This is a genomic window from Nonomuraea sp. NPDC049758, from assembly GCF_040674635.1.
Lineage (GTDB): Bacteria > Actinomycetota > Actinomycetes > Streptosporangiales > Streptosporangiaceae > Nonomuraea.
The window spans coordinates 181,108-201,596 of record NZ_JBFAMZ010000008.1 but is presented as its reverse complement, the minus strand read 5'-3'; the positions used below and the strand labels follow the sequence as shown (position 1 = coordinate 201,596).

Annotated in this window: 15 protein-coding genes; 8 read left to right on the top strand and 7 right to left on the bottom strand. The window is 75.8% G+C overall.

Going from position 1 to position 20,489, the window contains the following annotated elements; translation table 11 throughout:
* The 5 genes from AB0J46_RS22805 to AB0J46_RS22785 are packed head-to-tail and all read left to right on the top strand — an operon-like array spanning nucleotide 1 to nucleotide 9,589.
* Complete coding sequence (locus tag AB0J46_RS22805; RefSeq protein ID WP_364335096.1) at nucleotides 1-648, top strand: isochorismatase family protein; 648 nt, start codon at nucleotides 1-3, stop codon at nucleotides 646-648.
* A complete protein-coding gene (locus AB0J46_RS22800) occupies nucleotides 641-859 on the top strand; it encodes a phosphopantetheine-binding protein (protein WP_364335094.1) in 219 nt (72 codons plus the stop codon). The genes AB0J46_RS22805 and AB0J46_RS22800 overlap by 8 nt, the downstream gene beginning before the upstream one ends.
* Nucleotides 856-8,043 carry an amino acid adenylation domain-containing protein gene (locus AB0J46_RS22795; RefSeq protein ID WP_364335092.1) on the top strand — a complete coding sequence of 2,396 codons (7,188 nt, stop codon included), beginning with the start codon at nucleotides 856-858 and terminating at the stop codon, nucleotides 8,041-8,043. Before AB0J46_RS22800 ends, AB0J46_RS22795 begins: the two co-directional genes overlap by 4 nt.
* On the top strand, nucleotides 8,040-8,234 hold the full coding sequence (locus AB0J46_RS22790) for an MbtH family protein (protein ID WP_358297748.1): 195 nt from the start codon (nucleotides 8,040-8,042) through the stop codon (nucleotides 8,232-8,234). The genes AB0J46_RS22795 and AB0J46_RS22790 overlap by 4 nt, the downstream gene beginning before the upstream one ends.
* Complete coding sequence (locus tag AB0J46_RS22785) at nucleotides 8,231-9,589, top strand: MFS transporter (RefSeq protein WP_364335090.1); 1,359 nt, start codon at nucleotides 8,231-8,233, stop codon at nucleotides 9,587-9,589. Before AB0J46_RS22790 ends, AB0J46_RS22785 begins: the two co-directional genes overlap by 4 nt.
* 24 nt (nucleotides 9,590-9,613) lie before the next feature.
* Here AB0J46_RS22785 and AB0J46_RS22780 read toward each other — a convergent pair whose 3' ends face one another.
* The 3 genes from AB0J46_RS22780 to AB0J46_RS22770 are packed head-to-tail and all read right to left on the bottom strand — an operon-like array spanning nucleotide 9,614 to nucleotide 13,900.
* A complete protein-coding gene (locus AB0J46_RS22780) occupies nucleotides 9,614-10,729 on the bottom strand; it encodes a M20 family metallopeptidase (protein ID WP_364335088.1) in 1,116 nt (371 codons plus the stop codon).
* Nucleotides 10,726-11,817 carry an enterochelin esterase gene (fes, locus tag AB0J46_RS22775; RefSeq protein WP_364335086.1) on the bottom strand — a complete coding sequence of 364 codons (1,092 nt, stop codon included), beginning with the start codon at nucleotides 11,815-11,817 and terminating at the stop codon, nucleotides 10,726-10,728. The genes AB0J46_RS22780 and fes overlap by 4 nt, the downstream gene beginning before the upstream one ends.
* 1 nt (nucleotide 11,818) lies before the next feature.
* Nucleotides 11,819-13,900, bottom strand: coding sequence for an iron chelate uptake ABC transporter family permease subunit (locus tag AB0J46_RS22770; RefSeq protein WP_364335084.1), 2,082 nt, complete (start codon nucleotides 13,898-13,900; stop codon nucleotides 11,819-11,821).
* A 59-nt stretch (nucleotides 13,901-13,959) separates the two neighbouring features.
* Here AB0J46_RS22770 and AB0J46_RS22765 point away from each other — a divergent pair, with 59 nt between their 5' ends.
* Both AB0J46_RS22765 and AB0J46_RS22760 read left to right on the top strand, forming a co-directional pair.
* Complete coding sequence (locus AB0J46_RS22765) at nucleotides 13,960-14,919, top strand: iron-siderophore ABC transporter substrate-binding protein (RefSeq protein WP_364335082.1); 960 nt, start codon at nucleotides 13,960-13,962, stop codon at nucleotides 14,917-14,919.
* A gap of 77 nt (nucleotides 14,920-14,996) precedes the next feature.
* Nucleotides 14,997-15,452, top strand: a complete 456-nt coding sequence (locus AB0J46_RS22760; protein ID WP_364335080.1) for a VOC family protein — start codon at nucleotides 14,997-14,999, stop codon at nucleotides 15,450-15,452.
* 22 nt (nucleotides 15,453-15,474) lie between these two features.
* Here AB0J46_RS22760 and AB0J46_RS22755 read toward each other — a convergent pair whose 3' ends face one another.
* Entirely contained in the window at nucleotides 15,475-16,065 is a 591-nt protein-coding gene (locus AB0J46_RS22755; protein ID WP_364335078.1) for a helix-turn-helix domain-containing protein, read from the bottom strand.
* 90 nt (nucleotides 16,066-16,155) lie between these two features.
* Between AB0J46_RS22755 and AB0J46_RS22750 the strand changes: the two genes are divergently transcribed.
* Complete coding sequence (locus AB0J46_RS22750; protein WP_364335076.1) at nucleotides 16,156-17,736, top strand: FAD-dependent oxidoreductase; 1,581 nt, start codon at nucleotides 16,156-16,158, stop codon at nucleotides 17,734-17,736.
* A 62-nt stretch (nucleotides 17,737-17,798) separates the two neighbouring features.
* Here the strand turns inward: AB0J46_RS22750 and AB0J46_RS22745 are convergent, their stop codons facing one another.
* The 3 genes from AB0J46_RS22745 to AB0J46_RS22735 form a co-directional block, all read right to left on the bottom strand.
* Nucleotides 17,799-18,674 carry a hypothetical protein gene (locus AB0J46_RS22745; RefSeq protein ID WP_364335074.1) on the bottom strand — a complete coding sequence of 292 codons (876 nt, stop codon included), beginning with the start codon at nucleotides 18,672-18,674 and terminating at the stop codon, nucleotides 17,799-17,801.
* A 169-nt stretch (nucleotides 18,675-18,843) separates the two neighbouring features.
* The gene (locus AB0J46_RS22740) at nucleotides 18,844-19,536 is read right to left on the bottom strand and encodes an HAD-IA family hydrolase (RefSeq protein WP_364335072.1); all 693 of its coding nucleotides are present in this window, start codon (nucleotides 19,534-19,536) and stop codon (nucleotides 18,844-18,846) included.
* A 26-nt stretch (nucleotides 19,537-19,562) separates the two neighbouring features.
* Nucleotides 19,563-20,480 (bottom strand): LysR family transcriptional regulator, encoded by a 918-nt coding sequence (locus AB0J46_RS22735; protein WP_364335457.1) that lies wholly within the window; start codon nucleotides 20,478-20,480, stop codon nucleotides 19,563-19,565.
* Nucleotides 20,481-20,489 lie beyond the last annotated feature (9 nt).

The window sequence follows — 20,489 nt, the reverse complement described above, 5'->3', positions numbered from 1 at the left end:
ATGCCGATCCCCAGGATCGAACCGTACGCCATGCCGTCCGAGCTCCCGGCCGACCGGGTGGACTGGCGGCCCGACCCGCGCCGGGCCGTGCTGCTCGTGCACGACATGCAGAACTACTTCCTGCGTGCCTTCACCGCCGGCCGCTCGCCGATGGTCGAGCTGATGGCCAACGTGCTGGCGCTGCGCGAGCGGTGCGCCGAGCTCGGCGTGCCCGTCGTCTACTCCGCCCAGCCCGGCGCCCAGAGCGCCGAGCAGCGCGGCCTGCTGCTGGACTTCTGGGGCACCGGCATCGGCGCCGACCCGCGCGAGGCCGCGATCGCCGACGAGCTGACGCCCGGCGACGGCGACGTGCTGCTCACCAAGTGGCGCTACAGCGCCTACCAGCGCACCGGGCTCGCCGAGCTGATGGCCGGGCAGGGCCGCGACCAGCTCGTCATCTGCGGCGTGTACGCCCACATCGGCGTGCTGATGACCGCCTGCGAGGCGTTCATGCGGGACGTGCAGGCGTTCGTGGTCGCCGACGCCGTCGCCGACTTCTCCCGGCGGCACCACGAGATGGCCCTCACCTACGCCGCCGAGCGGTGCGCCGTCACCACCACGACCACCCGCGTCAGCCGCGCCCTGTCCGGGGCGGTGGCCGGTGTCTGAGGCCGAGGAGCGCCTGCGCGCCCAGATCGCCGGCCTGCTGTACGTCGAGCCCGCCGACCTCGGCCCGCACGACGACCTGCTGGACGCCGGCCTGGACTCCATCAGGGTGATGACGCTCATCGAGGCGTGGAAGCGGGAGGGCCGCGACATCGGCTTCCCCGACCTCGTGGACCGGCCCACCATCGCGGCCTGGGCGGAGCTGCTCACGTGACCGTGCAGACCATGCCGCTCACGGGCGCCCAGGCCGGGATCTGGCTCGCCCAGCGCCTGGACCCCGCCAACCCCGTCTACAACGCCGCGGACCGCATCGACCTGCGCGGCCCGCTCGACCCCGCCCTCTTCGCGCGGGCGCTGGGACGCTGCCTGGCCGAGGCCGAGCCGCTGCGCCTGCGCTTCACCGCCGAACCGGCCCAGTACCTGCCCGACCACGACTCGCTGCGCGGCTGCCTGACCGTGCTGGACCTGCGCGGCGAGCCCGACCCGGAGGGCGCGGCCGACGCCTGGATGCGGGCCGACCTGGCCGCTCCCGTGGACGTCGTCACCGGCCCCCTGTCGCGGCACGCGCTGCTGCGCCTGGCCGGCGACCACCACGTCTGGTACCTGCGGGCCCACCACATCCTCATCGACGCCTACGCCCTGTCGATGCTGGTCGGCCGGACCGCCGACATCTACACGGCGCTGGCCGACGGGCTGGCGCCGGGGGCGGGGCCGTTCGGGCCGATGGCGGCGCTGCTGGCCGAGGAGGAGGCGTACCTGGCCTCGGAACGGCTGGCCGGGGACCGGGCGTACTGGCTGGATCGGCTGGCCGGCGCCCCCGAGCCCGCGGGGCTCGCCTTGTCGGCCCCCGAGCCCGCCGGGCTCGCCGGGACGCCCGCCTTGTCGGCCCGCGAGGTCGTACGGCGCCGCGCCGCCCTGCCGCCCCTGCCCCGATGGGACGCCCTGGCCCGTGCCGCCCGCGCCACCTGGGCCGACGTCGCCGCCGCCGGCCTGGCCTGCTACGTGGGACGGCTCACCGGCGGCACCGACGTGCTGGTCGGGCTGCCGCTGATGAACCGCACCGGGGCCGCCGCCCGCGTGCCGTGCCTGACGGTCAACGTGCTGCCGGTCCGGCTCGACGTACGGCCCGGCCGCACGGTCGGCGACCTGGTCGGGCAGGCCGCCCGCCGGATCGCCGAGGCCCGCCGCCACGGCCGCTACCGCATCGAGGACCTGCGCCGCGACCTGGGCCTCGGCGGGACGTCGCGGGCCCTGTTCGGCCCGTTGCTCAACATCAAGCCGTTCCCGGCAGAGACGAAGTTCGGCAACGCGACCGGCGCCGTCACCAACCTGGCCGCCGGGCCGGTGGACGACCTGGCCGTGGCCCTCCTGCCCGACGGCGACCGCCTCACCCTGGAACTCGACGGCAACGCCGCCCGCTACGACCCAGCCGCCCTGGCCGCCCACACCCGGCGCCTGGCCGGCTTCCTCACCACCCTGACCGGCGCCTCCCCGGACACCCCGCTCGGCCGCCTCCCCCTCCTCACCGCAGAGGACCGCGCGGCCCTTCCCCCCGAGGCCGTGCCGCCGACCGGCCGCGCCACCGGCCGCGTCACCCTTCGGACCGACGGCCGGACTGATGGGCGGACTGACGGGCGGACCGATGGCTGGACCGGCGGGCGGACCGTGGTGGATGCCTTCCTGGAACGGGTCCGGCTGACGCCCGCCGAGACGGCCCTGGTGTGCGGCGGCGACAGGCTTACCTACGAGGAGCTGGGCGCGCGGGTGGACCGGCTGGCCCGGCGGCTGGCCGCCGGCGGCGCGGGCCCGGAGCGGGTCGTGGCCGTCGTCCTGCCGCGCTCGGCCGAGCTGGTGGTGGCGCTGCTGGCGGTGCTGCGCAGCGGCGCGGCCTTCCTGCCGGTGGATCCCTCCTACCCGGCGGAGCGCCGCGCCCTCATGCTGGCCGACGCCGCCCCGTCCGCCGTGCTCACCCCCGGCTGCGCGGGGGACGCGCCCGGCTGGGTGGGGGAAGCGCCCGGCACGCCGGATCCGCTGCCCCTCCCCGGGCCGGGCGACGCCGCGTACGTCATCTACACCTCCGGCTCCACCGGCCGGCCCAAGGGCGTCGTGGGCACCCACGGCGGGCTTGCCGCACTCCTGGACTCCCACCGCGAGCGCCTGTTCCCGGACGGCGGGCGGCTGCGCGTCGCGCACACCGCGTCGTTCTCGTTCGACGCCTCGCTGGACCCGCTGCTGTGGATGATCGGCGGCCACGAGCTGCACCTGCTCGGCGACGACCGCTACCGCGACCCCGAGGCCCTGACCGCCTACGTCCGCGAGCACGGCGTCGACTACCTGGACCTGACCCCCTCCCACCTGAAGGAGCTGCCCGGCCTGCTGGCCGAGCCGCCGCGCGTCGTCGTGGTCGGCGGCGAGGCCGTGCCCGGCCCGCTGTGGCGGACGCTGCGCGAGCGCACGTTCGCCGTCAACCACTACGGCCCCACCGAGGCCACCGTGGACGCCTACACCTGGCTCGGCGACGGCTCGGAAGGGCCCACCGCGGGCTCGTCGGCGCACGTGCTCGACGACGCGCTGCAACCGGCGCCGCCGGGCGCCGCCGGCGAGCTGTACCTGGCGGGGGAGGGGCTGGCCCGGGGCTACCTCGGGCGTCCCGACCTGACGGCCGAGCGGTTCGTCGCCGGTCCCGGCGGGTCGCGGCTGTACCGGACGGGCGACCGCGCCCGCTGGGCCGCACCCGGACGGCTGGAGCTGCTGGGCCGGGCCGACGACCAGGTAAAGGTGCGCGGCGTGCGGATCGAGCCGGCCGAGGTCGAGGCGGTGCTGGAGGAGCACCCGTCGGTGGCCGCGGCCGCGGTCGCCGCCCACGCCGACCGCCTGATCGCCTACGTCGTCCCCGGCCCACCCGTCGTCCCCGGCCCACCCGTCGTCCCCGGCCCACCCGGCCCGCCCGGCGCGGACCTCCCGACGGGCGTGGACCTTCCGAGGGGCGTGGGCCTCTCGACGGGGGTGGAGCTGCTGCGGTTCGCGGCCGCTCGGCTGCCCGCTGGGATGACGCCCGCCCAGGTCGTCACCCTGGAGGCGCTGCCCCGAACGCCCAACGGCAAGCTCGACCGCGCCGCGCTCCCCGCCCCCGAGGCCAGGGCCGCCACCGGCCGCGGGCCCGCGAACGCCGCCGAGGAGACCATGTGCGCCCTGTTCGCCGAGGTGCTGAACCTCCCGGCGGCGGGCCCCGAGGACGGCTTCTTCGACCTGGGCGGCCACTCGCTGCTGGCCGCCCGCCTCACCGTGCGGATCAGGGAGACCTTCGGTGCCGCCGTGCCGATCAGGGCCGTGTTCGACGCCCCCACCCCGGCCGGGCTCGCGGCCCGGCTCGGCGTCACCGCCGCCCCCCGGCCGCCCCTGGTCCCGTCCCCGCGGACCGGGCCGGCGGCGATGCGGCCCGACCCGGTGCCGCTGTCGTCCGCGCAGGCCAGGCTGTGGTTCCTGTACCGGATGGAGGGGCCCAACCCGACGTACAACATCCCGCTGGCGCTGCGGCTCGGCGGCGACGTGGACCGCGCCGCGCTGCGGGCCGCGCTCGACGACGTCGTGGCCCGGCACGAGATCCTGCGCACGGTCTTCCCCGAACGCGACGGCGTCCCCTGCCAGCGCGTCCTGGACCGGTACAGCGTCCCGATGCCCGTCTGGCAGCCGGACGAGCCCGCCGCGGCCATGCGCCGGATCGCCCGCCGCGGCTTCGACCTGGCCGCCGAGCCGCCCTTCCGCGCCCACCTGCTGCGGGTCGGCCGCGACGAGCACGTGCTGATGCTCGTCCTGCACCACATCGCGGGCGACGGCTGGTCGGCGGGGCCGCTGGTCGCGGACCTGAGAGCGGCCTACGAGGCCCGCCGGAGCGGACAGGCGCCGGCGTTCGGGCCGCCGCCCGTCCAGTACGCCGACTACACCCTGTGGCAGCGCGACCTGCCCCTGACCGGGCTGGAACACTGGCGGGCCACGCTGGCCGGCCTGCCGGACCGGCTCGACCTGCCCTTCGACCGGCCACGGCCCGCCGTGCTGGGGGGCGCGGGCGGCACGGTCCCGGTGGCGTTCCGGCCCGCCCTCATGGCCGAGGTCGAGGCGCTGGCCCGCCGTGCCCGCGCCAGCGTCTTCATGGTGCTGCACGCCGCCCTGGCCGCCCTGCTCACCCGGCTCGGCGCGGGCACCGACATCCCGATCGGCACGCCCGTCGCCGGCCGCGGCCACAGCGCCCTGGACGGCAGCGTCGGCTTCTACGTCAACACCCTCGTGCTGCGCGCCGACACCTCGGGCGACCCGTCGTTCGCCGAGCTGCTGGACCGGGTCAAGGCCGCCGACCTGACCGCGTTCGACCACGCAGAGCTGCCCTTCGACCGGCTCGTCGAGGCGCTCAACCCGCCCAGGTCGCGCGACCGGCACCCGCTGTTCCAGGTCATGCTCGTCCACCAGGACGCCGCCGAACCGCCCGGCGTCGAGGTCGTCCACACCGGGACGGCGAAGTTCGACCTCACCCTGAACGTCGGCCCGTCCGGCGCCGGGTTCCTGGAGTACAACCGCGACCTGCTCGACCGGGCCACCGCCCGCGCCCTCGCCGGCCGGCTGACCCGCCTGCTGGAACAGGCCGTGGCCGATCCGGACCGGCCGCTCGGCGGGTACGACCTGCTCGACGCCGCCGAACGCCGCACCCTGGTCGAGGAGTGGAACGGCGACCTGGTCAGCGAGCCCGGCGGCACCCTGCCCGGCCTGTTCGAGGCCCAGGCCCGCCGCACCCCGGACGCCGTCGCCGTGGACACCTGGACGTACGCCGAGCTGAACGCGCGCGCCAACCGGCTGGCGCACAAGCTCGTCGCCCACGGCGCCCGGCCCGGCGCCGTCGTCGCGCTGTCGCTGCCCCGCTCGCCCGACCTGGTGGCGGCGCTGCTCGCGGTGGTCAAGACGGGCGCGGCCTACCTGCCGCTCGACCCGTCCCACCCGGCCGCCAGGACGGACCACATGATCGCCGACGCCGGGCCGGTGTGCGTCGTGGACGCGTCCTGGCTGGGCGACCTCGGCGACTGGCTGGACCACGACCCGGAGCGCGACCTGCGTCCGGGCGACGCCGCGTACGTCATCTACACCTCCGGCTCCACCGGGCGGCCCAAGGGCGTGGTCGTCACCCACCACAACGTCGTCCGGCTGCTGTCGGCCACCGACGCGTGGTTCGGGTTCGGCCCCGGCGACGTGTGGACGCTGTTCCACTCCTACGCCTTCGACTTCTCGGTGTGGGAGCTGTGGGGTGCCCTGTTGTACGGCGGCCGCCTGGTCGTGGTGCCGTACGAGACCAGCCGGTCCCCGGGCGACCTGCTCGCCCTGCTGGAACGCGAGCGCGTCACCGTGCTCAACCAGACGCCGTCGGCGTTCTACCAGCTCATCGCCGCCGACGACGGGCGCGACCTGGCCCTGCGGTACGTGATCTTCGGCGGCGAGGCGCTGGAGCCCGCCCGCCTCGCCCCCTGGCGGGCCCGCCGCCCGGACCTGCCGCGCCTGGTCAACATGTACGGCATCACCGAGACGACCGTGCACGTCACCCATCACGTGCTGCCGCCCGGCGAGCAGCACGGCAGCCCCATCGGGCGCGGCATCCCCGACCTGCGGGTCTACGTCCTGGACGACCGCCTGCGGCCGGTGCCTCCCGGTGTGGTCGGCGAGCTGTACGTCGCCGGGGACGGCCTCGCCCGCGGCTACCTCGGCCGGCCCGGCCTGACCGCCGAACGGTTCGTCGCCGACCCCTTCGGACGGCCCGGCACCCGCATGTACCGCTCCGGCGACCTGGCCAGATGGCGCGCCGACGGCACGCTCGACTACGCGGGCCGCGCCGACCAGCAGGTCAAGGTGCGCGGCTTCCGCATCGAGCCGGGCGAGGTCGAGGCGGCCCTGCTGCGGCACCCGTCGGTCGCCCAGGCCGCCGTGATCGTCCGCGAGGACCGCCCCGGCGACCAGCGCCTCACCGCCTACGTGGTCCCACCCGCCGGAACCGCCTTCGAGGGGCTCGCCTCCGCCGGAACCGCCTCCGAGGGGCTCGCCTCCGGCGGGGTCGCTCCAGCCGGGCTCGCCTCTGAGGGGCCCGCCTCAGCCAGGGGCGCCTCAGCCGGGCTCGCCTCCGCCACGGACGCCGACGTTGGGGAGGTGCGGGCGTTCGTGGCGCGGGTGCTGCCCGGCTATATGGTGCCGGCCGCCGTCGTCCGGGTGCCCGAGCTGCCGCTCACCGTGAACGGCAAGCTCGACCGCGCCGCCCTGCCCGCCCCCGAGGCCCCTACCGGAGGCGGCCGGCTGCCGGACGGGCCGCGCGAGGAGGCGATGTGCGCGCTGTTCGCCGAGGTGCTCGGCCTTCCCCGGGTCGGCGTGGACGACGGCTTCTTCGACCTCGGCGGCCACTCGCTGCTCGCGGTCCGGCTGGTGGCCAGGGTCAAGGAGGTGTTCGGCGCCGAGGTGTCCGTCGGCGCGCTGTTCGAGGCGCCGACCGCCGCCGCCCTCACCGTCCTGGCGCAGGGCGGCGCGCGCACCGACCCGCTGCGGACGCTGCTGCCGCTGCGCGAGTCCGGCTCCCGGCCGCCGCTGTTCTGCGTGCACCCGGCGGGCGGGCTGAGCTGGTGCTACGGCGGCCTCATCCGGCACGTCCGGGACCGTCCGATCTACGGGCTGCAGGCCCGCCGCGACCACCTGCCCACCTCGCTGCGCCGCCTGGCCGCCGACTACGTGGCCCAGCTCAGGCTGGTGCGCCCGCGCGGCCCCTACCACCTGCTGGGCTGGTCCACCGGCGGGATCATCGCGCAGGAGATGGCCGTGCAGCTCCGGCTGGCCGGGCAGGAGGTCGCGCTGCTGGCCGTCCTGGACGCCTACCCCGCCGAGGGCATGCGCGACCTGCCGCCGTCCGACGAGGCCGAGGCGCTGGAGGCGCTGCTCACGATGGCCGGCTTCGCCCCCGACGCCGCCCTCACGCTGGAGCGGGTGGCGGAGATCCTGCGCCGCGAGTCCAGCCCCCTGGCCGGGCTGCCGGCCGGGACGCTGGCCGAGCTGAAGGATCTCTACCTCAACACCAACCGCCTCGTCCGCGCCCTCGACACCCGCCGCTTCGACGGCGACGTGCTGTTCTTCCGCGCCACCGTCGACACGGTGGACGACACCCTGACCGCGGACGCCTGGCGCCCGCACGTCGGCGGCACGATCGAGACGCACGACGTGGCCTGCAGGCACAAGGACATGACACAGCCGGGCCCGATCGCCGAGATCGCCGCGATCGTCGCCGCCCGCCTCGACCACCTCGACCATCTCGACGGAATTGACCGACCCGGCGGCCCCGGCCCCCGTGGCGCCGCCCCCGCGACCCAGGAGAACACCCCGTGAACCCCTTCGACGACCCGGACGGGCAGTTCCTCGTCCTGGCCAACGACGAGGACCAGCACTCCCTGTGGCCCTCCTTCGCCGCCGTCCCCGACGGCTGGTCGGTGCGCTTCGGGCCGGACGGCCGGGCCGCCTGCCTGGCCTACGTCCAGGCGTCCTGGACCGACCTGCGCCCCCGCAGCCTGCGCCGGTGAGGGGCCGCGTACTGGCCGCCTACGTCACGGCGATGTGCGTGAGCGGCCTGGACGCGACGATCGTCAACCCGGCGCTGTTCGCCGTCGCGGCCGACCTGGGCGTGCCGCCCGCCGCGGCGAACGCCGTGGAGTCGGCGTTCCTGGCCAGCCTCGCGATCGCCATGCCGGTCGCCGGCTGGCTGTGCGACCGGTACGGCGCGTCCCGCGTCTTCCTGGCCGCGCTCGCCGCGTTCACGGCGGCCTCCGGGCTGTGCGCGCTGTCGTGGGACCTGGGGTCGCTGGTGTGCTTCCGGGTGCTGCAGGGCGCGGCGGGCGGCGTGCTGACGCCCGCCGGGATGGCCATGTTGTTCGCCGCCTACGCCCCCGAGGAGCGCATGCGGCTGTCCCGGCACATCGTGGTGCCGACCGCGCTCGCACCCGCGCTCGGCCCGGTGCTCGGCGGCCTGCTGGCCGACACGCTCTCGTGGCGCTGGGCGTTCCTGGTCAACCTGCCGCTCGGCGCGGCGGCCCTGCTCGCCGGTGCCGCCGCGCCGCGGCCCGCCCCCGGCACGGGCGGGGGCACGGGCGGCGGGACGGGCGGCGGGCGGCTGGACGTGCGCGGCCTGCTGCTGGCCGGCGCCGGGTCCGGCCTGCTGATGTACGGGCTGAACGAGGCCGCCGCCGGCCTGTCGCCGCTCGCCTGGGCGGCGCTGCCCGCCGGTGCCGCCCTGGTGTGGGCGCTGGCCAGGTCGGCGCGCCGCACCGAGCTGCCGCTGCTGGACCTCGGTTTGCTGGCCGACCGCGGTTTCCTGCGCGGCGCGGCCACCGCCACGCTGTCGGCCGCGGGGCTGCTCGGCATGCTGTTCGCCTTCCCCCTGATGTACCAGGACGCGCTGGCGGCCACGGCCACCGACGCCGGTCTCGTCGTCTTCCCGGAGGCGCTGGGGCTCATGGCCGCCGGGTTCCTGGTGGACCGCGCCTGCGCCCGCTGGGGCGAGCGGCGGGTGGTGGCGGCCGGGCTGCTCGGCGGCGCGGCGCTGTTCGCGTTCCTCGCGCTGGCCGAGCCGGGCCCCTGGACGCTGCGGGCCGTCATGTTCGCCGTGGGCCTGGTGCTCGGGCAGGCCGTGACGGCGGTGCAGGTGTCGGCGTTCACGACGGTCGGGCCGCAGGTGATGGGCCGGGCCATGACCCTGTTCCAGTCGCTGCGCATGCTCGGCGGCGGGCTCGGCGTCGGCGTGTGCGCCGCGGCCGCGGCCCTGGCCGGGTACCGCGCCGCACTGCTGGCCGCGGCGGCGTTCCTGCTGGCCGCCTGCGGCACCGCGGCGCTGCTCCGGCCCGCCGCGGTCACCGCACGGAAGGCCGGCCCCACCAGCTGAGCCCAAGCCGGCCGCGGTCCGGGGCTACCGGGTGAGTGCCAGGTCGGCGGTTGTCAGTGCGAGCAGGACGGCCGCCTGCACCAGCGCGCGGTCGGCCGCCGGGGCCGCCGCCGCGGCCGCGAACCCCGGCTCGTGCGGCGCGGCCCCGTCCGCCCCGATGTCCAGCATGGGATGGACGGCCGGCACGACGTGCGACACGTTCCCCATGTCCGTCACCGCGAACGGCTCACGCTCCACCGGCGCCGGACGGCCCAGCGCGGCGGCGTTGGCCGCGTACAGACCGGCCAGCGCGGCGTCGTCGCGGAAGTCCAGGTAGTCGGGCTCCGGCCGGGTCAGCCGCAGCTCGCAGCCGGTCGCCGTCGCCGCGCCGCGGAAGCAGGACTCCACCCGCGCCCGCAGCTCCGCCAGGTCCCGCGCGGCGGCGGCCCTGATCTCGTAGGAGGCCGTGGACCTGGCCGGGATGACGTTGGGGGCCTCGCCCGCCGAGGTGACCACGCCGTGCACGCGCAGGTCGCGCGGGAGCTGCTGGCGCAGCAGGCCGATCGCCACCTGGGCCAGCGTCACCGCGTCGGCCGCGTTGCGGCCCTCGTGCGGGGCGAGGGTCGCGTGCGCGGCCCGTCCGGTGTACTCGGCGTCCAGGGTGCCGAGCGCGAACGAGCGGAACCGGACGGTCTCGAACGGCCCGGGATGCACCATCATGGCGGCGTCCACGCCGTCGAACACCCCCGCCTCCAGCAGCAGCGCCTTGCCGCCGCCGCGTTCCTCGGCCGGGGTGCCGACGACCTTCACGGTCAGCCCCAGCTCGTCGGCGAACGGGGCCAGCGCCAGGCCCGCGCCGGTCGAGGCGGCGGCGATCACGTTGTGGCCGCAGGCGTGGCCGAGGCCGGGCAGCGCGTCGTACTCGGCGCAGAAGGCCACGGTCAGCGGGCCGCTGCCGCGGGAGGCGGAGAACGCCGTCGGCAGGCCGCCCGCGCCCGCCGTCACCGCGAAGCCGCCCGCTTCGAGCAGGCCCGCGGTCCAGGCGGCCGCCCGGTGCTCCTCGAACGCGGTCTCGGGGTGGGCGTGGATCCGGTGGCTGAGCGCGACCAGCTCGGGGGCGCGGGCCTCGGCACGGCGGCGGATCGCGTCCCTGACGTTCACAGCCAGCCCGCCGCGAGGTTGGTGAGGCCGTCGGCCAGGCCGCCGAGCCAGCAGGCCGGGTCGTGGCCGCCGTTGTACTCGGTGTAGCTCACCTCGTACCCCTGGGCGGCGAGGGTGCCGGCGAAGCGGCGGTTCTCCTCCAGCAGCATCCACTCCAGCCGGCCGGCCTCGACGTGGAAGCGCACCGGCAGCCTCGGGACGGCGGCGTACCGGCGGGTCAGCCGTTCCGGATCCTCGTCGGGCCACCAGTACGACCCCGACTGCGACAGGACGTTGCCGAACCGTCCGGGCGCGAGGAGCGCGGCGTAGGAGGCGGTCAGCCCGCCGAGGCTCTGCCCCGCGATCACGGTCAGCCCCGGATCGCTGGTCGCCCGCCACGTGCGCTCCGCCCACGGCAGCAGGTCGTCGGCCAGGTAGCGGACGAACGGCTCGTGGCAGGCCAGCTCCCGCAGCCGGGCCGGCCGGTCCACCGAGTCGGGCATCAGCACGACGAGCGGCGGGAGGCGGCCCTCGTTCACCAGGTTGTCCAGGGTGGGCACGACGCGCCCGGCCCACACCTCGCCGTCCAGCAGCACCACGACGGGAAGGGGACCGGCGGCCGGGCCGGGCGGCGTGTAGACCCACACCCGCCGCCCGCCCGACCGCGCCTGGCCGACCCGGCCGCGCGGCACGCCCGGCCGGCGCTCCCGGTACGGCTGCGGCGGCGCCTGCGGCAGCTCCAGCAGCGATGAGGGACGCCGGTCCGGCGGGCCGGGCACGATGAGCGGGTTGCCCGGATCAGGCACGGCCGTGCGCATGACCTGGAGCCAGGAGTCCCGGTCGGTGCCCGGCAGCCGGTCGCAGGGCAGGATCTGGTAGCCGGCGCGCAGGTCGGCGTCGAGCTCGTAGGTCAGGTGCAGCAGGTCGCTGCCCGGACGGCGGGTCATGACATGTCTGCTGATGTCGCCCGCGTGCCGGTCGCGGTCGGTCATCGTGTTGATCAGCACGACCGCCTGCTCGCCGCGCGACCTGGGCCGCCAGAGGAACGTCACCTTGCACCGGCCGGGCGTGCCGGCGGGCTCGACGATCGGGGTGGTAACGGGTGTCATGTCAGGGCCTCCGGTCCGACAGCAGGGTCCACAGCAGGAAGGGGCCGCCCAGGATGCTGGTCACGACGCCCACGGGGATCTCGGCGCCGTCGGCGGCCACGCGACCGGCCGTGTCGGCGATCACGACCAGCGCCGCGCCGGTGAGCGGCGCGCCGACCAGGGGCAGCCGGGCCGGTCCTGCCAGCCGGGCGGCGACGACGGGCGCGGCCAGGGCCACGAACGCGACGGGCCCGGCCACGCCCGCCGCCAGCCCGGCCAGCACGACGGCGAGCGCCAGCAGGGCGATCCTGGTCCGGCCCGGATCGACGCCGAGTCCGGCGCTGACGTCCTCGTCGAAGCGCAGCACGGCCACCCGGCGGGCCAGCGCGAGCGCGGCCGGGACCAGCACCGCCAGCCCGGCGGCCACGGGCAGGGCGACGGAGTAGCCGCGCCCGGCCAGGCTGCCCACGCTCCAGGAGTGCACGGCCGTGGCCGAGCCGAGCCCCTGCCAGGCCAGCAGCGACTGGGTGAGCGCGCCGGCCAGCGTGGTCAGCGCCAGCCCCGTCACGATGAACCGGTAACCCTGCCGGCCGACGCCGCCCGAGACGGCGAACACCGCCACGGCGGCGGCCAGCGCGCCCACGGGGCCGATCCACCAGTGGGCGAACAGCGTGCCCGAGGCGGACGCCATCCCGGCGACCATGATGGCGATGACCGCGCCCTGGTTGATGCCCAGCATGTCGGGGGTGGCCAGCCGGTTGCGGGCCAGCGCCTGGGTCAGGCAGCCGGACAGCCCGAGCGCCGCCCCGGCCACCAGCCCCGCCACCACCCGCGGCAGCCTGATCTCCTGGACGAGCAGCACGTGCCCGCCCTCGCCCGCGCCCGCCAGGGCGCTCAGCGCCTGCCCGGCCGTCATGCCCGCCTGCCCGGCCGTCACCGCCGCCACGACGGCCACCGCGGTGACCGCCAGCAACGCCGCCGCCGCCACGGACGACCGTACGGGCACCAGCACCGACCAGCCCCGCCCCCGCACGACGCGCGCGTCGGAAGGTGAAGGCCCACCCGCCCGCGCGGCCCCGCGGGCGGGCCGCCGCGGCGCGCGGGACGGGACCAGGTCACCGGGCCCGGCGGCCACCGCCCGCGACCGGGCCACCACGACCAGCACCGGCGCACCCAGCACGGCGACCAGCAACGCCACGGGCGCCTCGTACGGCCGCATGACCACCCGGGCCAGCACGTCGGCCCCCAGCAGCACCACCGCCCCGGCCAGCCCGGACAGCACGATCCGCGGCCCTGCCCGCTCCCCGCCGAGGGACCTGGACAGGTAACCGGCCAGCAGGCCGAGGAAGCCGATCGGACCGGCCACCGCGACCGCCGAGGCGCTGAGCAGCGTCACCGCCACCGTCACCCACAGCCGCGTGCGCCCCGGCCGGTGCCCGAGCGCGACGGCCAGGTCGTCGCCGAGCGCCAGCGCCGCCAGCGGCCGGGCCGCGACCGCCGCCATGACCAGCCCCGCCGCGACCGCCGGCGCGATCGCCAGCACCCGGTCCATGGGGATCCCGGCCAGCGAGCCGAGGATCCAGAACCGGTACTGGTCGAACGTGACCGGGTCGGCCACCAGCACGGCCGTGGTGATCCCGGTCAGCGTGGCCGACAGGGCGGCCCCGGCCAGCACCAGTTTCAGCGGCGAGAGCCGGGCCCCGATCGCGAGCACGACCCCGGTGGCCGGCAGCGCGCCGCCGAGCGCCCATCCCAGGTACGCGCCGCCGGTCTGCGCCCCGGCGGTGACGATCCCGGTCACGACGCCGAGGGCGGCGCCCGCGTTCACGCCGAGCAGCCCGGTCTCGGCCAGCGGGTTGCGGGTGACCGACTGCAGCAGCATGCCCGAGACCCCGAGCGCGGCGCCGACGACGAGGGCGGCCAGCGTCCGGGGCAGCCGCAGCGTGTCCACCACCATGCGCAGGTGGCCGTCCCCGCCGCCGCCGAGCAGGTGGTCGAGGACCTGCCCGGGGGTGACCCGCCCCGCGCCGGTGAGCATGGACGCCGCGCACAGGGCCAGCAGCGCGGCGGCGCCGAGTCCGAAGGCCCGGACTTGCGTAAACATAAGGTAAGGCTAACCTAAAAAGAGTAAGGCTTACCTAATTTCTTAGCCCGGGAGCTCGCATGGCCCCTCTCCGCAGGCTCGGCGGACTGCTCGTCGCCGCCGCCGCCGTCCTGACCGCCGTGGCGTGCGGCGCGTCCTCCGCACCCGCCGCGCCGGGCGCGTCCGCCGCCGCCGCCGCGCCGGCCGTCCGGGAGGTCAAGGACGCCACCGGCACCCTGATCAAGGTCCCGGCCCAGCCCAAGCGCGTGGTCACCCTCACCCAGGAGGACCTGGACGCCGTCCTGGCCCTCGGCGTGACCCCGGTGGGCATCACCAACGGCCAGGGCATCGACACGCCGCCGGCCTACCTGGCCGACAAGGTGAAGGGCATCCCTGTCGTGGGCAACCTGCTGCAGCCGGTCATCGACAAGGTCGTCGAGGCCCGTCCGGACCTCATCCTCGCCGGCGACCTCCAGGACCAGCAGGTGCTCGACCAGCTCCGCAAGGTCACCCCGGCCACCGTGGTCACGATGGCCCCCGCCGACGACTGGAAGCTGTCGTTCATGGGCGTCGGCAACGCGCTCAACAAGCTCGACGCGGCCAGGAAGGTCATGGCCGACTACGACGCCCGCGTCGCCGCGGCCAAGGCCAGGATCAAGCCGGCCGAGGTGAGCATCGTGCGCTGGAACCCGCAGGGCCCGAGCTGGATGGAGAAGCGGCAGTTCGCCGGATTCGTCGCCACCGACCTCGGCCTGACCCGTCCCGCCGCCCAGGACAAGGACGGCACCGCCCACTCCATGCCGCTCAGCCTGGAGGCGCTGTCGGACATCGACGGCGAATGGCTGTTCGTCTCCACGCTGACCGCCGACGGCGAGAAGACGCTCGACGAGGTGCGGCGGACGCCCGCCTTCAAGGAGCTGAAAGCGGTCAGGGCGGGACACGTCGTGCCGGTGAACGGCTCGGTCTGGAGCACCCGCGGCGCCCCGCTGGCCGCCGGCGTCGTCCTGGACGACCTGGTCAAGGCCCTGACCGCGGCCTGAACGGGCCTGGAAGGGGAATTTACCGGCCACGGCGCGGGTTGGCGGGGGTGATCGTCCGCATCCGATGAGGAGAACCCATGAACCACCACCCCGACGCCCCGGCCGTCCGACAGCTCCGGCTGGTCGTCGAGGCGGAGGACTACGAGGCGGCGCTGACCTTCTACCGCGACGTGCTCGGCCTGCCCGAGGAGGCCGCCTACTCCTCCGGCGACGGCGCCCGCGTGGCGATCCTCGACGCGGGCCGGGCCACCCTGGAGATCGCGAACCCGGCCCAGAAGAAGATGATCGACGACGTCGAGGTGGGCCGGCAGGTGGCGCCCAAGCTGCGGGTCGCCTTCGAGGTGGACGACTCCCGTGCGACCACCGCCCGCCTGGTGTCGGCCGGCGCGGACGAGGTGGCCCCGCCCACGCTCACCCCCTGGCAGTCGCTCAACGCCCGCCTCGACGCGCCCGGCGGCCTGCACATCACCGTCTTCCAGGAGCTCGCCACCTCCGAGGAGCGCGAGCAGCTGGACGGCTTCGGCACCTCCTGACCGGCGCCTCCCGGGCGGCGGCTCATCCGGCGGTGGGGCGGGCGCGCACGTGCATGCGCTCGCCCTGCCGCCCGAACAGGGCGAGCACCTCCGTGGGCTCGGGGCCGGGATTGACGAACGCGTGCGGCACGCGGGTGTCGAACTCGGCCACCTCGCCCGCCGTCAGCACCACGTCGTGCTCGCCGAGCAGCAGGCGCAGCCGCCCGGACAGGACGTAGAGCCACTCGTAGCCCTCGTGGGCCCGCTGCTCGTACTCGCCGTGGGGCCAGCCCGGCGGATAGATCTGCTTGTACGCCTGGATCCCGCCGGGCCGCCGGCTCAGCGGGATGTACGTCATGCCGTACCGCGACACCGGCCGCAGGTGCACCCGCGGATCGCCGGTCGGCGGCACGTCGATCAGCTCGTCCAGCGGCACCTGGTGGGCGCGCGCCAGCGACAGCAGCAGCTCCAGCGTGGGCCGGCGGCCGCCCGACTCCAGCCGCGACAGCGTGCTGACCGAGATGCCGGTGGCCTCGGCGAGCTGGGTCAGCGTCACACCCCGCCGCTGCCGCAACGCCCGCAGCCGCGGCCCCACCGCCCGCAGGACCTCGTCGAGATCCGGTGTCTCGTCCATGCGGCCCAGCTTGCCATTTCGGCAACGACATTTGTCAACCGCGTCGCGCGGGACGCACAGTGTGCCATCAGCACATCTCTGGAGGAACGCGTGGACGACAAGATGGACGACAGGTACGACGTGGTGGTCGTCGGCGGCGGGGCCGCCGGGCTCAGCGGCGCCCTGACCCTGGGCCGGGCCCGCCGCCGGGTGCTGGTGATCGACGAGGGCCGGCCGCGCAACGCCCCGGCCGACGGCGTGCACACCTACCTGGGCCGGGAGGGCACCCCGCCGCTCGACCTGCTGGCCGCCGGCCGCGACGAGGTGACCGGGTACGGCGGCGAGCTCGTCACCGGCTCCGTCGTGGCGGCCGAACGCCTGGACGCCGGCGGTTTCCGCGTGCGCCTGGCCGACGGGTCCGCGGTCGTGGCGGACCGGCTGCTGGTCACCACGGGCCTGGTGGACGAGCTGCCCGACCTGCCCGGCGTGGCCGAGCGATGGGGCCGGGAGGTGCTGCACTGCCCGTACTGCCACGGATGGGAGGTGCGCGACCAGCCGATCGGCGTGCTGGCCGCCGGCTCGATCGCCGCCCACCAGGCGCTGCTGTGGCGGCAGTGGAGCGACGACGTGACGCTCTTCACGCACACCGCCCCGCCGCTCGGCGAGGAGGACCGGGCCAGGCTGGCCGCGCGCGGCGTCACCGTCGTCGAAGGGCGGGTCGCCGGGCTGTCGCCGGACTCCGGCCCGCTCACCGGCGTCACCCTGGAGAACGGCGACGTCGTCCCGTGCCGGGCCTTCGTGGTCGCCCCGCGCTTCACCGCCCGCTCCGCCCTGCTGGCCGGGCTCGGCGTCGAGACGGCCGAGCAGCTCATGAACGGGCACGTCATGGGCGTCCACGTGCCCGCCGACCCGGCCGGCGCGACCGGCGTCCCCGGCGTGTGGGTGGCCGGGAACGTGGCCAACCTGGGCGAGAACGTCATCGGCGCCGCGGCGGCGGGGGTCAGGGCGGCGGCGGCGATCAACGCCGACCTGATCGAGGAGGAGACCCGCCGCGCGGTGGCGGCCGCCGCCGGCGCGCCGCTCTCCGGCGAACAGTTCTGGGACGAGCGCTACGGGCAGTCCGAACGGATCTGGAGCGGCAACCCCAACGTGCGCCTGGTCGAGGAGGTCGCGGACCTGGCACCGGGCACCGCGCTGGAACTGGGCTGCGGCGAGGGCGCCGACGCCGTGTGGCTGGCCCGCCGCGGCTGGCGGGTCACCGCCGCCGACATCTCCGGCGTGGCCCTGGCCCGCGCCGCCGCCCATGCCGCGGACGCGGGCGTGGCCGAGCGCGTCGACTGGCAGCGCCACGACCTGGCCGAGTCCTTCCCCGAGGGCGAGTACGACCTGGTCACCGCGAGCTACCTGCACTCGCCCGCCGAGCTGTCGCGCGAGAAGGTCCTGCGCGCCGCCGCCGCGGCCGTCGCGCCCGGCGGCCAGCTCCTGGTGCTCGGGCACGCCGGCCCCCCGCCGTGGGAGCCCGAAGCCCGCGTCGAGCTGCCCACCCCGCAGCAGGTGCTGGACGCTCTGGAGCTGGCCGAGGGGGAGTGGGAGGTGCTGCGGGCCGAGGAGTTCGAACGCGCCCAGACCGCCCCGGGCGGCACGCCGGCCGTCCGCGTCGACAACGTGCTGAGGATCCGGCGGCGCGGCTGACCCGCGCGCAGGTCCCGTCACGGGCGCCCAGGTGCGGACCCGGGCGCCGTCTTCCGCTCGGCCTAGTTGACGCAGCCGGGGACGGGTGTGGGTGAGCAGTTGGTCGGGACGTTGCCCCGCACGACGGAGGCCGTCAGCGTCACGGAGCCGGGGGCGCCCTCGTTGTCGATCCCGCCCGGTGCGTTGGCGGCCGTGTTGTTGTTGATCACGCTACGGCTGATCGTCGCGGTGCCGGGACCGATGTTCGCGACGCCTCCGCCGACAATGCCGGCCGCATTGTCATTGATGGTGCTGCGAATAATGGTGAGGATTCCGTCACTCGCGATCGCTCCGCCTCTTTCTCCGGCGCGGTTGTTGTTCAGGACGCTGTTGGTGAAGGACATTCTCCCGTCATTCGCCGCGCCCCCGCCGTTCCTGGTCGCGGAGTTGTATTGGATATTGCTGTTCGTCACGTTGACGACAGTTCCGCCGACGCCGCCGAGGCCGCCGGAGAAGGTGCCGGTGTTGTTCTGGATGAGCACCCTGTCGAGGTTCGTGGTTCCGCTGTTGACCGCGACGGCGCCGCCGAATCCTCCCGGGGAGGTCGTCGCGTCGCCGCCCATGAGCCTGACCCGGTCCAGGTTGAAGTTGCTGTTGACGGTGAACAGGCGGAACGGGCTCGCTGCCGCGTCCCGCACGATCGTGCTGTTCTGCCCGTGGATGGTGAGGGGCGTGTCGATCGGCGGGAGCGGCCCCGTCGAATCGTTCAGGACGTACGTGCAGCCGGGTGTCAGAGAGAGCGTGGCGCCCGGTGCGGCGGTGCCGATCGCGTTCACCAGCGCGGGCCCTGAGCACGGTACGTTGGCGACCGACGCGCCGGCCGCCGGCGTTCCGGCGGTGAATACGGCGGCCGAGAGAACGGCGCCTCCGATGACCCGGTGGGCCCTGGTTGTCTGCATGGAAATATCTCCCCCGATCGGACTCATGGTGAATGAGTAGCGATTTTCTTGCTCTGTCATCCCCGGGGGTGATTATCACTACACGCAGAACATATCGGACAGAAACCTAAAAGCGGGTTATTTGGGTTTATTGCCGTCTTGGATTCTGTCGAGCGCGTCCAGGACGCTCCTAGTCGAGGGCCGTCGTCAGCGGGCCGCGGGCGGCCTCTTCCAGCAGGGCGACGGTGCCGGTCAGGTCGGGGAAGGCGTCGATGAAGGCGTCGACCGGGTGCGGGGCGAAGTCGCCGGGCCGGCGCAGCCCGCTCTGCATGCAGGCGACGAACCGCAGGCCCGCGCCGGTGGCCGCCGCGGCGTCGGTGGGGGAGTCACCCACGTAGAGGCACTCGTCGGGGGCCAGGCCGGTAGCGGCCAGCAGCTCGTCGAAGGCGCGCGGGTCGGGCTTGCCGAAGCGCGTGTTGCCGGCGTGGTAGACGGCCGCGATCCGGCCGTCGAGCGCGTGGCCCGGCGCCATCAGGTGCTCCATCTCGGCCTCGTCGCGCGAGGTCAGCAGCATGACCGCGCGCCCGGCCGCGTTGAGCTCGTCGATCGCGCGCAGGTTCTCCCCCGGGACGACGTCGACCAGCCCGGCCGCCACGTACTCGCGCAGCACGGCGTGATGCAGGGGCAGGTAGGCGGCCAGGTCGAGGCCGGGCGAGCGCAGCGGCATGGCCTCGTGCAGCGACCGGCCCCAGGTCGCCACGTGCACCGCCCTGGACATGGGCCCGTGGCCGAGCCGCCCCAGGACCTCGTTCTCCAGCTCGAAGCACGCGGCCTCGGTGAGGCACAGGGTGTCGTCGACATCAACCACCACGGCACGGATCACAGGCCACACCATAACCGGTGGCCGCCTCAGGAGCCGACGGCGGCGGCGCGCAGCGCGCCCGCCAGGTCCGCGACCGGCCCGGGGACGGGGCCGGGAAGGCGGGCCAGCAGCAGCCGCCGCTGCTCGCGCGGCCCGCCCCGCACCGGCAGCACCCGTACGCCCTCCGGCACGGCCGGGCCCATCGACGCCGGCACCGTGGTCAGCCCGCAGCCGGCCGCCACCAGGGCGAGCTTGGCCAGCCAGTCGCGGACGACGAACACCGTCTCCGGCCGCTCGTCCAGGCCCGGCCACACGCCCAGGGTGGGGCTCTCGCCCGCCGGGGCGGCCGGGCTGGCGATCCAGGGACGGCCGTGCAGGTCGGCGACGTCCACGTACTCGCCCCGGGCCAGCGGGTGCCCGGCGGGGACGGCCACCCGCAGGCCGCGCTCGGTGAGGATCTCGATCTCCAGCGGCGGCGTCTCGGCGTCCGGGGCGCGGAACGGCGGGGCCGAGCTGAGCAGGGCCACGTCCAGCGTGCCGGCCCGCAACGCGCGGACCAGGGCCGAGCTGCCGTCCTCCCGCCCGGTGACCGCGATGGACGGACGCGTGCGGCGCAGCTCGGCCATCGCGCGGGGCACCAGCGCGGCCCCCGCCGCGGCGAACCAGCCGAACCGGACGGTCGCCGGCTCGCCGGGCAGCCCGGCCAGCTCCCTGGCCGCGGCGTCGACCTCGTCCACGACGGCCGCGGCGCGACGCAGCACGAGCCGTCCGGCGGCGGTCAGGCGCACGCCGTCGTGCCGCCGCTCCAGCAGGCGGGCCCCGGCCGCGCGTTCGAGCGCGGCGATCTGCCGGGACACGGCGGACTGCGTGTAGCCGAGGGCGGTGGCCGCCGCGGTGAGCGTGCCCCGCTCGGCGACCTCCCGGAAGACCCGCAGGGCGGTGAGCGACGCGTCGGTGAAGGCCATGACGATCAC